Origin of the sequence: Pseudodesulfovibrio thermohalotolerans, assembly GCF_021353295.2 — a bacterium.
Taxonomy (GTDB): Bacteria; Desulfobacterota; Desulfovibrionia; order Desulfovibrionales; family Desulfovibrionaceae; genus Pseudodesulfovibrio; species Pseudodesulfovibrio thermohalotolerans.
In genome coordinates, this window is the sequence record NZ_CP120635.1 from 3,232,900 (window position 1) to 3,245,047 (window position 12,148).

11 protein-coding genes are annotated in these 12,148 nt (G+C 63.1%); 7 read left to right on the forward strand and 4 right to left on the reverse strand.

Annotated features, from left to right (window positions below; all coding sequences use genetic code 11):
• The first annotated feature begins 7 nt into the window (after positions 1-7).
• The 7 genes from murB (at position 8) to LF599_RS15200 (ending at position 7,730) form a co-directional block, all read left to right on the forward strand.
• A complete protein-coding gene (murB, locus tag LF599_RS15170) occupies positions 8-889 on the forward strand; it encodes a UDP-N-acetylmuramate dehydrogenase (protein ID WP_279521366.1) in 882 nt (293 codons plus the stop codon).
• Complete coding sequence (locus tag LF599_RS15175) at positions 886-1,779, forward strand: cell division protein FtsQ/DivIB (RefSeq protein ID WP_279521367.1); 894 nt, start codon at positions 886-888, stop codon at positions 1,777-1,779. The genes murB and LF599_RS15175 overlap by 4 nt, the downstream gene beginning before the upstream one ends.
• 39 nt (positions 1,780-1,818) lie before the next feature.
• The gene (gene ftsA / locus LF599_RS15180; protein ID WP_279521368.1) at positions 1,819-3,057 is read left to right on the forward strand and encodes a cell division protein FtsA; all 1,239 of its coding nucleotides are present in this window, start codon (positions 1,819-1,821) and stop codon (positions 3,055-3,057) included.
• Positions 3,058-3,120: 63 nt separating this feature from the next.
• Positions 3,121-4,374: a cell division protein FtsZ gene (gene ftsZ, locus LF599_RS15185; protein WP_279521369.1), complete on the forward strand. Its 1,254-nt coding sequence runs from the start codon at positions 3,121-3,123 to the stop codon at positions 4,372-4,374.
• A 60-nt stretch (positions 4,375-4,434) separates the two neighbouring features.
• A complete protein-coding gene (locus LF599_RS15190) occupies positions 4,435-6,075 on the forward strand; it encodes a radical SAM protein (protein ID WP_279521370.1) in 1,641 nt (546 codons plus the stop codon).
• A gap of 20 nt (positions 6,076-6,095) precedes the next feature.
• Positions 6,096-6,845, forward strand: coding sequence for a substrate-binding periplasmic protein (locus tag LF599_RS15195; RefSeq protein WP_279521371.1), 750 nt, complete (start codon positions 6,096-6,098; stop codon positions 6,843-6,845).
• Between the two features lie 144 nt (positions 6,846-6,989).
• Positions 6,990-7,730, forward strand: coding sequence for a dienelactone hydrolase family protein (locus tag LF599_RS15200; protein ID WP_279521372.1), 741 nt, complete (start codon positions 6,990-6,992; stop codon positions 7,728-7,730).
• Between the two features lie 261 nt (positions 7,731-7,991).
• On the opposite strand, the gene glyA is transcribed toward LF599_RS15200, so the two are convergent.
• The 4 genes from glyA to fabG form a co-directional block, all read right to left on the reverse strand.
• Positions 7,992-9,230, reverse strand: coding sequence for a serine hydroxymethyltransferase (glyA, locus tag LF599_RS15205; protein ID WP_269942907.1), 1,239 nt, complete (start codon positions 9,228-9,230; stop codon positions 7,992-7,994).
• 474 nt (positions 9,231-9,704) lie between these two features.
• Positions 9,705-10,943 carry a beta-ketoacyl-ACP synthase II gene (fabF, locus tag LF599_RS15210; RefSeq protein WP_269942908.1) on the reverse strand — a complete coding sequence of 413 codons (1,239 nt, stop codon included), beginning with the start codon at positions 10,941-10,943 and terminating at the stop codon, positions 9,705-9,707.
• Positions 10,944-11,048: 105 nt separating this feature from the next.
• On the reverse strand, positions 11,049-11,282 hold the full coding sequence (locus tag LF599_RS15215; protein ID WP_279521373.1) for an acyl carrier protein: 234 nt from the start codon (positions 11,280-11,282) through the stop codon (positions 11,049-11,051).
• A 35-nt stretch (positions 11,283-11,317) separates the two neighbouring features.
• A complete protein-coding gene (gene fabG, locus LF599_RS15220; protein ID WP_279521374.1) occupies positions 11,318-12,061 on the reverse strand; it encodes a 3-oxoacyl-[acyl-carrier-protein] reductase in 744 nt (247 codons plus the stop codon).
• Between the last annotated feature and the right edge of the window lie 87 nt (positions 12,062-12,148).

Consider the following 12,148-nt stretch of genomic DNA (forward strand, 5'->3'; position numbering starts at 1 on the left):
TTTCCCCATGCCTCTGGAATTGATCCCCAACCCACTGCTCTCAAAGCGCACCACCCTGCGGCTCGGCGGCCCCGCCGCCGTGGAGGCCGTGGTGCGCGAGGAGACGGACCTGGACGAGCTGTCCGAATTCCTGACCAGGGAGGCGCTGCCGCCGTTCGTCATCGGCGCGGGCAGCAACCTGCTGGCTGGGGACGGCCCTCTGGAGTTGGCCCTGGTCCGCGTGGCGGACTGTCCGGGACCGGAGCGCGTGGAACGGGACGGCTCGACCATCATCGTCCGCTGCGGCGCGGGACTCCGCCTGCCTGGCCTGCTCGGCTGGGCGCAGAAGGCAGGCTTCTCGGGGATGGAGGGCATGACCGGCATTCCCGGAACCGTGGGCGGCGCCGTGGCCATGAACGCGGGTTCCTACGGCGTGGAGATCGGCGAGCTGATAACCCGGGTGCGGGTGTGGACCCCGACCGGCGGCCTGGTTTGGCTGGATCGTGGTCAATGTTCCTTCGGCTACCGGAGCTTCTCCCTCGCCGACCTGCCGGGCAAGTTCCTGGTCTGGGAAGTGGAGCTGGGCCTCGGGGAGTCCGACCCCAAGGCGGTCCGCTCCGCCATGCGCGACGTGTACCGGAATAAAAAGGCCACCCAGCCGGTCACGGCCAAAAGCGCTGGCTGCGTCTTCAAGAATCCGCCGGAACAAAGCGCGGGCAAGCTTCTGGACAAGGCGGGCATGAAGGGCGCGCGGCTCGGCGGCATGGCCTTCTCGGAAGTACACGCGAATTTTCTCGTCAACCTCGAAAGCGGCACCGCCGCAGACGCCCTTCAGCTCATGGAAATGGGCCGCAGGAGGGTCAAGGAACAATTCGGCACAACTCTCGAACCGGAGGTCATCGTACTGTGAGCACCCTGACCATGGGCAAACAGAGCCGACTGAATCTCAGCGGAAAAGGCGCCGGGCGGAACAAGACCCGCAAGCGCCCGAAATCCGGAACCACCTTGCTGACCGGCGGCAGATCGCCGCGCAGACTGGCCGGAGCGGGCAAATTCATGGTCCGCCTGGTCATGGCCAGCCTGGTCCTGTCCCTTGTCGCCGTGCTCGGCGTGGGGCTGCTTTTCGGCTACCGCTACATCACCGCGCACCCCTATTTCGACCTCAAGGTCATCCGCGTTGCGGGCAATGACCGGCTGAGCCGCGAGGACATCCTCGACATCTCCAAGGTGGGGCTCGGCCTCAACTGCCTGAACATGAACGTGGGCGAGGTCAAGAACCGGCTGGACGCCAACCCGTGGATCGACTCCGTGACCGTGCGCAGGGAGCTGCCGAACCGGCTGCTCATCACGGTGCGCGAAAAGGTCCCGGCCTTCTGGACGCGCCAGGGCGACGGCCTGTACTTTGCCGACGCGCGCGGCCGCGTTATCGCGCCCATGCATCCCGGCGAACAGGCTTCCCTGCCGGTCCTGAGCGTGGCGGAAGACCTGTCGGACGCCCCCGACGTTCTGTCCGGGGTTCTCAAGAAGATGGCCGACCGAGAGACCCCGTTCACGCAGGCCCAAGCCGCCTGGATCAAGCTGACCAGCGCCCATGAACTGGAAATCTACCTTGACGGCGCGGGCAACGGCCAAGGGCTGACGGTGAAACTTTCCATGGACCGATGGGAGGTCCAGCTCGAACGGCTCAAGGTCGTCTGGCGAGACCTCCTGCGGCGAAATGAATTCGACGACGCGGCCATTATCGCGGCCAGCGGCGACAAGATCTGGATAAAGAAGCGGTCCGCCCATGCAGCGGGCTAAGCGCATAGATATCTCACAGGGAACAACAGAGGAGTCAGTATGGCAAGAAACGATCTCATAGTGGGCCTGGACGTGGGCACCACCAAAATATGCACCGTGGTCGGCGAGGCCACGGACAACGGCGTCGACATCATCGGCATCGGCACGGCCCCTTCGACCGGGTTGCGCCGCGGCGTGGTGGTCAACATCGAAAAGACGGTCCAGTGCATCAAGAAGTCCCTGGAGGACGCCGAGCTCATGGCGGGCTGCGACATCCGCACCGTGTACGCGGGGATCGCGGGCAGCCATATTCAGGGCTTCAACTCCCACGGCGTCATCGCGGTCAAGGGCGGCGAAGTCACCCAGCGCGACGTGGACAGGGTCATCGAGGCCGCCAAGGCCATCGCCATCCCCATGGACCGGGAAGTGCTCCACACCCTGCCCCAGGAATTCATCGTGGACGACCAGCGCGGCATCGCCGACCCGCTCGGCATGGCCGGTGTACGCCTTGAGGTCAAGGTCCACATCGTCACCGGCGCGGTGACCTCGGCCCAGAACATCATCCGCTCCTGCAACCGCTCCGGGCTCGACGTGTCCAACATCGTCCTGGAGTCGCTGGCGTCCAGCAAGGCAGTGCTTTCCGCCGAAGAACGCGAGATCGGCGTCGCGCTGGTGGACATCGGCGGGGGGACCACGGATATCGCGGTCTTTTCCAAGGACTCCATCAAGCACACGAGCGTGCTCGCGCTGGGCGGCCACAACCTGACCAACGACATCGCCTACGGGCTGCGCACGCCCATGATGTCGGCAGAAAAGATCAAGATGGATTACGGCTGCGCCATGGCCGACCTGGTCACCAGCGAGGAAATCATCGAGGTGCCCAGCGTGGGCGGGCGCGAATCGCGCCGCATGAGCAAGCGCGTACTGGCCGAAATCTGCGAGCCGCGTTGCGAGGAAATTCTCGCCCTGGTGGACCAGGAGTTGATCAAATCCGGGTTCAAGAACATGATCGCCGCGGGCGTTGTCCTGACCGGCGGCACGGTGCTCATCGACGGTATGCAGGAACTGGCCGAACAGATTTTCGACCTGCCCGTGCGCATGGGCGTGCCCGCCGAGGGCATCGGCGGCCTGGCCGAGGAAGTCAGGAGCCCCAAATACGCCACGGCTGTCGGGCTGCTGCTCCACGGAGCCGAGGAGGAAGGCCTCCACAACAAGGTCCGGCCCTTCAAGATACGCGACGATTCCGGCTTCGACCGCATCGTCGGAAGGATGAAAAAGTGGTTCTCCGACATCGCATAGACGGGAACGACTTTGAGGATACAGGGAAACTCTCAACAGGGAAAAACTGAGGAGGACATTGGAATGGAATATTTCGAGATCGAACATGAAACCAACGCCAAGATCAAAGTCGTTGGTTGCGGCGGCGGCGGAGGAAACGCGGTCAACAACATGATCCAGTCCGCGCTCAAGGGCGTAAAGTTCATCGTTGCCAACACCGACGCGCAGGACATCCACAAATCCCTCGCCGAACACAAGATCCAGATCGGCGAAAAGCTGACCAAGGGCCTGGGCGCAGGCGCCAACCCCGAAATCGGCCGGTCCGCCGCCGAGGAGTCCATGGACCAGATCCGCGAGGCGCTCGACGGCTCCGACATGGTCTTCATCACCGCCGGCATGGGCGGCGGCACGGGCACCGGCTCCGCCCCGGTGGTCGCCCAGGTGGCCAAGGAACTGGGCGCGCTGACCGTCGGCGTAGTCACCAAGCCCTTCTACTTCGAGGGCAAGCGCAGGCTCCAGCAGGCCGACGAGGGCACCCGCGCCCTGGCCGATGTGGTGGACTCCATCATCACCATCCCCAACGACAGGCTCCTGCAGCTCGCCGCCAAGAAGGCGTCCTTCTCCGACATGCTCAAGAAGGCCGATGAAGTCCTGTACTACGCGGTCAAGGGCATCGCCGACCTGATTACCGTGCACGGCCTCATCAACCTGGATTTCGCCGACGTCAAGGCGGCCATGTCCAACTCCGGCATGGCCCTCATGGGCACCGGCATCGCCTCGGGCGAATCCCGCGCCAAGGAAGCGGCCATGAAGGCCATCACCAGCCCGCTGCTGGAGGATGTTTCCATCGAAGGCGCCAAGGGCGTGCTCATCAACATCACCTGCGGCCCGGACATGCTCATCGACGAGGTCTCCGAAGCCGCCGACATCATCTACAAGGAAGCCCACGACGACGCCGAGATCTTCTTCGGAACGGTCTTCGACCCCGACGCGGGCGATGAAATGCGCATCACCGTCATCGCCACGGGCATCGAGCCCGCCATGGAGGAGCCGGAACCGGTCCTGTCCAAGGCGGAGCAGCAGAAGCTTCTGCTTCTCGGACCCCGGGGCGTGGCCAAGTCCACCGAACAGCCGCGCCGCGCCGGGCACCAGCGGGTCCTGAACACGGACCGCAATATCCCCGCGTACCTGCGCAAGGCGGGCGGAGAACTGAACACCACGGATCTGCCCAACCGGCAGGCGCCCCAGCGCGCCGTGGCCGGTCCCGGCGAAGAGGAGTTCATCTTCGAGGAAGACAACCTCGACGTCCCCGCGTTCATCCGCAAGAACGTGGACTAGACTTAACATGCTGCGTGTTTAAGGGGGTGCCCCATCGGTACCCGTACCCTGTATCTTGGCGTGTCGGAGCCCAAGGCTCCCGACCTCGGCGGACGGCTGCCCGTGGCGCTGGCCGTTCCCGGAGGCGACAAGGCCGCCCTGTCGGCGCTCGGCTGGCAAGCCGTGTATCGGACGCTGTCCGAAGCCCCAGGTCTGGCCGTTGAACGGGTCTTCCCCGACAAGCTTGGAGGGACCGACGGCGCGGAACCCAAAACGCGCGAATCAAAGAGCCCACTATCCTCATTCCCTGTAATAGCCTGGAGCATCACGTTCGAGGAGGATTTCCTCAGCCTGCCTCGAACGCTCCGGGCAGCGGGCGTTCCGCCGCTGGCGGCGGAACGCCCATCTCTTCCCCTGGTCATTGCGGGAGGCCCCGTGGCCTTTCTCAACCCGGCCCCCATCGCTCCCTTCGTTGACTGTTTTTGGGTGGGCGAGGCCGAAGACCGTTTTCTCACATTTTTCGACACCCTCCGGCGGCTGGTCTTTGACGGCGCGGACAAGGACGCCATCCTCGACGCGGTCAAGGACATGGAAGGCGTGTACGTGCCCGGCCGGTCCAAAACCCCGGTACGCCGCATCGTCTCAAGCGGCCCCGGCGTGTTGACCGACCCGGCGTTCTCCTGCTTCATATCCAACAAGGCGGCCTTCCGGGACACCCTCCTGCTCGAAGTCAACCGGGGGTGCCCCTATGGATGCCGGTTCTGCGCGGCAGGCTACATCTACCGCCCGCCCCGCCACGCCGAGCTCGACGAGCTCAAGCGCATCGTGGAGCTTTCCGACCCGCCCAAGGTCGGACTGGTGGGCACGGCCCTGACCGACTGGCCGGACCTGCTCCCGTTCCTCAAATGGCTCCACGAACGCAAAAAGAAATTCTCCCTCTCGTCCATGCGCGCGGACGGCATAACCGAAGAGCTGCTCATCTACCTGCGGGAACGCGGCATCCGCACCGTCACGCTGGCGCTGGAAGGCGCCAGTGAGCGGCTTCGCCGTATGATGAGCAAGAAGCTCGACCCCAAGGACTTTCTCAACGCGGTCCGGCTCTGCGCCCGCTATGGCGTGAACCACCTCAAAATCTACATGATCGCCGGCTGGCCCGGCGAGACCGAGGAAGACTACACCGAGCTGGCCGGGTTCCTCGAAGAGATCGTGCGCATCCGCAGCGAAGAGCCGGGCGGACGCAAAAAGCAGTTCATGCGCATCACCATCGGGGTCAGCTCCCTGGTGCCCAAGCCGTTCACGCCGTTCCAATGGGCGCCCATGATGAGCGAAGTGGCCCTGAACGAGCGCATGAAGGGGTTGGTCAGAATGGTCAAGCCCTACAAGGGAGTGACCCTCCAGCACGACGACCCGTTCCAGGCGCGCCTTCAGGGGCTGCTGGCTCGCGGCGGCGAGGAGCTGGCCGAATTCATCCTGCTCGCCGCCGACCACGGCGGCTGGAAAAAGGCCCTCAAGCTGTGGGACGGCGACGCCGCGAATATACTTGACCGCGAGCGGAATCAGGACGAGCCCTTCCCCTGGGAAGTCGTGGACATCGGCGTGAAGCGCGAACACATGTGGAAGGAATGGGAACGCGCCAAGACCGCCAAAGTCAGCCCCGGCTGCTCCCGCAAGGGGTGCGGGCAGTGTTCAGGGTGCGGAATGGAAGCGCCGCCCGGGAAATAGGCTCGAACAAGGATCAACGTATGCGCACCCTCGCCCTCCTCCTCATGACTCTCACCGCTCTCATCCCGGTACGCGCTCAGGCGGGCGAAACCATCGTGATCTTCGGCAACGACGCCAAGCCGCCCAAGTCCTGGATGGAGGAAGGCCGCCCCCGAGGCATCCTGGTGGACATGCTGCACGAAATCGAAACGCGCACCGGCCTAGCCTTCGACATCCGCCTCATGCCGTGGAAACGCGCCTACATGAATGCCCTGGAGGACCGGGGCGGCATCTTCGGGCTGTCCAAGAACCGGGAGCGGCGAACGCTGTTCGATTTCTCCGAGGTCATGTACGTGGACGAAATGCGGCTGGTGGTCCTCAAGGGGCAGGAGTTCCCCTTCCGCAGCGTGGAGGACCTCAAGGGCAAAATCGTGGGCGTCACGCGCGGGGCCTCCTATGGCGACGAATTCGACCGGGCCAAGAACCGGATATTCATCCCCAGCGAAGATTCCGGCGCGGTCAGGCGGCTGCGGATGCTCCTGGCCGGACGCATCGACGCGGCCCTGATGGGTCCGGGCCCGGACTCGGTCCGGTTCACCGTGATACGGGACAAGACCCTCATGGAAAACCGCGAGCTTTTCGTCATTCTCGATCCGCCGTTTGTCCGCGACGACAACTACATCGGCTTCACCCGGTTCATGCGGCAATCCGAGACCCTGGAAAAAATCAACGCCGCCCTGCGCGACATGCGCCGCGACGGCACCATCGCCCGGATCGAAGCCCGGTATTGACCCGGGCCGTCTTTCCGCAGCGCGCAAAGGCCCGACCCATCCGGCCGACTTTCGCCAACCCGTCCCGCTCATTTAACTCGCCCACGGCCGCCATGCCGTGATATGCTCCCGGCAGTATACCCACTGCAAACCAAGGAGCACACCATGAAGAATCTGCTCTTCATCCTGGCGATGTTGTTGATCCCCCAAACCGTGCTGGCCCTGGACGGAAACCCTGCGGAGTACCAGGTCGCTGGCCAAACGTTCGAGGGATACTACGTCAGTCCGGCGGCCGATGCGCCGCTGGTCTTCCTGGTCCACGACTGGGACGGACTGACCGACTATGAGATCAAACGGGCCGGTATGCTCGCGGACCTGGGCTACGCCGTGTTCGCCGTGGACCTCTTCGGCAAGGGCATACGCCCGGAAAGCACCGACGCGCGCAGAAAGCTTACCGGCGAGTTGTACGCCGACCGCCAGGCCATGCGCGCGCGACTCATGGGAGGCCTGAACAAGGCCGCCGAGCTTGGTGCCAACCTGTCCAACACCGTGGCCATGGGCTACTGCTTCGGCGGCACGGCGGTTCTTGAACTGGCCCGGTCCGGCGCGGCGCTCAAGGCATTCGTGCCCTTCCACGGCGGACTGGCCACGCCAAAGGGACAGGACTACACGGCCGCCAAGGGCTTTATCCTGGTTTTCCACGGCACGGCGGACCAGTCAGTGCCCATGAGCCAGTTCGCGGGCCTGGCCGAAGAACTCGAATCCGCAGGCGTCCCGCACGAAATGACCACCTACAGCGGCGCGCCCCACGCCTTCACCGTGTTCGGCTCCGACCGTTACCGCAAGAGCGCCGACGAAAAGTCTTGGGCGCGGTTCACCGAATTCCTGAAGCAGACCCTCAAATAGACGCGAAAAGGGCGCCTTGACCGGCGGGGCCACACAAAATAAAAGCCGCGCCTCCTCAACAACGCCCCGCTCTCCTGATTCAAACTCCGCCTTGAAATTACAGCCCCCGCCCCGCGAAGCGGAACCAAAAAGTTCTGGAGGGGGAGTCCAGAGGGGAACCTCTTTCAAGAGGTTCCCCTCTGGCCGCCGGAGGCACAGAGACAAATAAAAAGGCCCGATCCGCGCACGGACCGGGCCTTTACTATGCAAATCGGGAACGACCTACCAGGCGAAGAGCGGGAATTCGCGGGCGAACTCCTCGACTTCCTTGGCGATTTCGCCCAGGGCCTTGTCGTCGTTCATGTTTTCGAGAGCGGCAACAATAGCTTCGCCGACCACGATCATGTCCTCTTCGATCATGCCTCGGGTGGTCAGGGCCGGGGTGCCCAGACGAACGCCGGAGGTCTGGAAGGGAGACTTGGTCTCGAACGGGATGGTGTTCTTGTTGGCGGTGATGCCAGCCTTGTCCAGAGCGATCTGGGCGTCCTTGCCGGTGTAGTCCTTGTCGGACAGGTCAAGGAGCATCATGTGGTTGTCGGTGCCGCCGGAAACGAGCTTGTAGCCGGCCTCGGTCAGAGCGGCGGCCAACTGCTTGGCGTTGCGGACGACCTGCTGCTGGTACTCGACGAAACCGGGAGACAGGGCCTCGCCGAAGGCCACGGCCTTGGCCGCGATAACATGCATCAGCGGGCCGCCCTGGATGCCGGGGAAGATGTTGGAGTTGAGCTCCTGCTCCAGATCGTCGGTGCTGAGGATCATGCCGCCGCGAGGTCCGCGCAGGGTCTTGTGGGTCGTGGTGGTGGTGTAGTGAGCGTATTCGATGCAGGACGGATGCTCACCGGCAGCGATGAGGCCCGCGATGTGGGCCATGTCGACCATCAGCTTGGCGCCGACTTCATCGGCGATGGCGCGGAAGCGGGCGAAATCGATGATGCGCGGGTAGGCGGACGCACCGGCGATAATCATGGCGGGCCGGTGTTCCTTGGCAAGAGCCTCCACCGCGTCGTAGTCGATGGTCTGGGTCTCCTTGTCCACACCGTAATGAACCATGTTGAAGAGCTTGCCCGAGAAGTTGACCGGGGAACCGTGGGTCAGGTGGCCGCCGTGGGACAGGTCCATGCCGAGGACGGTGTCGCCGGGCTTGCAGGCGGCGAAGTAGACGGCCATGTTGGCCTGGGAGCCGGAGTGCGGCTGGACGTTGGCATAGGTCGCGCCGAACAGCTCCTTGGCGCGCTCGCGGGCCAGATCCTCGACTTCGTCCACGAACTCGCAGCCGCCGTACCACCGCTTGCCCGGGTAGCCTTCGGCGTACTTGTGGGTCATGACAGACCCCTGAGCCTGGCGGACGGCGGTGGAGACAAAGTTTTCGCTGGCGATGAGTTCCAGCTTGGAGACCTGACGGTCAATCTCGTCGGCAATGGCGGAGGCAATCGCCGGGTCTTGGATAAACAGCTCTTCCATGGTGATATCCTCTAGGGTAAAATGTGGATGCGAATGGCTTCCCAGCCCAATCGGAGAACCGGCGATCCTCGCGCCACTCTCAACGGTCACGGCTTTTTCACCGCTCCCGGCAGGCGCTCCCGCCGTGCCCCGTGCACTGGAGATCCGTCCTTATATCAATACGACCCGCTCGTTCAAGCGACCCGGTTGTGCCGAAAATATGCAAAGTGCCTCGGCGGTCCGGAAATCGTTGGATATTATCCCCGGGATTCGCCGTTTTTCGGCGTCGCTCCGCGATTCGCGGAGGCCGCTTCACGCCCGCCCCTTGTATCCGGCATATAGTCGGTAAGGCAAGAACGTTTGAATCAAAAAAACTATTTTCCCATACCACGCCCCCACGCGCTCCGCGCTGGAGCGTGATCCGAGGCTTGAGGGAATGGATTCGGCACAAATAAAAAAGGGCCGCAAAAGCGGCCCTTCCTTTTGTTTTCGAAGTTACCCGGCGAACCGCTTGAACAGTACGCAGGCGTTGGTCCCGCCGAAACCGAAGGAGTTGGACAGGGCGTATTCGACCTGCTTCTCCCGGGGACCGTCGGCGCAGACGTCGAGGTCGCATTCAGGGTCGGGGTTTTCGCGATTCAGGGTACCGGGGATGATACCCTCGGACAGGGTCTTGACGGAGAAAACCGCCTCCACGCCGCCCGCCGCGCCGAGCAAATGCCCGATCTGGGACTTGTTGGCGCAGATGTTGATGTTGTAGGCATGATCGCCAAACACCTTCTTGATGGCCCTCGTTTCGCAGAGGTCGTTCAGATAGGTGGACGTGCCGTGAGCATTGATGTGGTCGACTTTCGAAGGATCGACCTTGGCCTCGCGAAGGGCGGCGGCCATGGCGTAGGCCATGCTGGCTCCGTCCTCGGGCGGCGCGGTCATATGATAGGCGTCGCCCGACGCCCCGTAACCGACGACTTCGGCGAGGATGTTCGCGCCGCGCGCCTGGGCGTGCTCAAGGGACTCCAGGAGCAGCAGGCCGCAGCCTTCGCCCATGACAAAACCGGTACGGTCCTTGTCAAAGGGACGGGAAGCCAATTCAGGCTCGTCGTTGCGCACGGAAAGAGCCCTCATGGAGTTGAACCCGGCCACTGCCAGGGGCGAGATGGTCGACTCGGCGCCGCCGCAAATCATGGCGTCGACGCGGCCCATCACGATGTCGGTGTAGGCCGTCCCGATGCCGTGGGTGCCGGAGGCGCAAGCCGTGGTGGTGCAGATGTTCGGTCCCATTGCGCCGGTCTCGATGGAAACCTGGCCAGCGGCCATGTTGGCGATGAGAATGGGAATGAAGAACGGCGAAATCTTCTTGGGGCCGCGCTTGAGCAGCCGCTCGTGAGAATTCTCGATGGTTTCGAGGCCGCCCAGGCCAACGCCGATGATGGTGCCCACACGATCACGCTCGGACTCGGGGATGGTCCAGCCTGCGTTCTTGAGGAGCATGGCGGCGGAAGCCACCGCGTACTGGGTGAACGTCTCCATGCGGCGGGAGTCTTTCTTGCCGATAAATTCGGTCGGATCGAAATCCTTGACCTCGCCCGCGATGGTCGTTGCGTAGTCCGAAGTGTCGAACTTGGTGATCTGTCCGATGCCGGATTTTCCGGCCAGGAGGTTCTGCCAGCTTGTCTCGACGTCATTGCCAAGAGGCGTGACGGCGGCAACACTGGTTACAACTACCCTGTTCATAATACCTGCCCGTGATGTCTGGGTTGGTGCAATAAAAGGAGCGTCTTACACCGCCAAGGTGCGTAAGACGCTCTCAATATATGTCTTTTCCTGGGCGGTCAAACCTTAAAGGGCCTTCTCGATGTGAGAGATGGCGTCGCCGACCTTGAGAATCTTCTGAGCGACTTCGTCGTCGATCTCCAGGTCGAACTCCTCTTCCATGGCCATGATCAGTTCGGTCAGGTCCAGGGAATCGGCACCCAGGTCTTCGACAAAAGCGGCAGTCTCGACGACTTCGTCTTCGGACACGCCAAGCTGATCCACGATGATCTCTTTCACTTTCGCTGCTACGTTGGACATAATTTCCTCCACTACCAAATGAGTTTTTTGCTTGATTACATGTACATGCCGCCGTTCACGCCCAGCACCTGGCCGGTGATGTACCCGGCTCCGGGGCCAGCCAGAAAGGAGACGGCGGCTGCGATATCCTCGGACTGCCCGAGGGTTTTTAATGGAATTTGTTCGAGCATGGCCTCAATCACCTTTTCGGGCAGGGCCGCGGTCATGTCGGTCTGAATGAAACCGGGGGCCACGGCGTTGACCGTGATATTGCGGCCCGCCAGCTCGCGAGCGGCGGACTTGGTGAGCCCGATGAGGCCCGCCTTGGCGGCCGAGTAGTTGGCCTGTCCGGCGTTGCCCATCTGGCCGACCACGGAGGTGATGTTGACAATGCGGCCCGAACGCTGCTTGCCCATGATCTTGGACGCCTCCCGAAGGAAGACGAAGCAGCCGGTGAGATTGATCTGGAGGACCTTGTCCCAGTCCTCGTCCTTCATGCGCATCATCAGGCCGTCGCGGGTGATGCCCGCGTTGTTGACCAGGGCCTGGAGTTGGACCTTGCCCTTGATCTCGTCCTTGAAGAATGCGGCCACGGCATCGCGGTCGCCGGAGTCGAGCTGGAAGGCGCGGGCCTTTCCGCCCGCTGCTTCGATGGACTTGACGACCTCGTCGGCGGCCTCGGGGCGGCTGACATAGGTGAGATAGACCTCGAATCCGTCTGCGGCAAGCCGCTCGGAAACGGTGCGCCCGATGCCTCGGGAACCGCCCGTAACCAGGGCTACTTTGGGAAGATCGCTCATCAAAAACCCTCGTGTCGTTCTCTTGTGGTCAGGACCCCATATACCAATTGGTCAAGGACTGCAAACCGGTCCCCGGAATCGTAACCT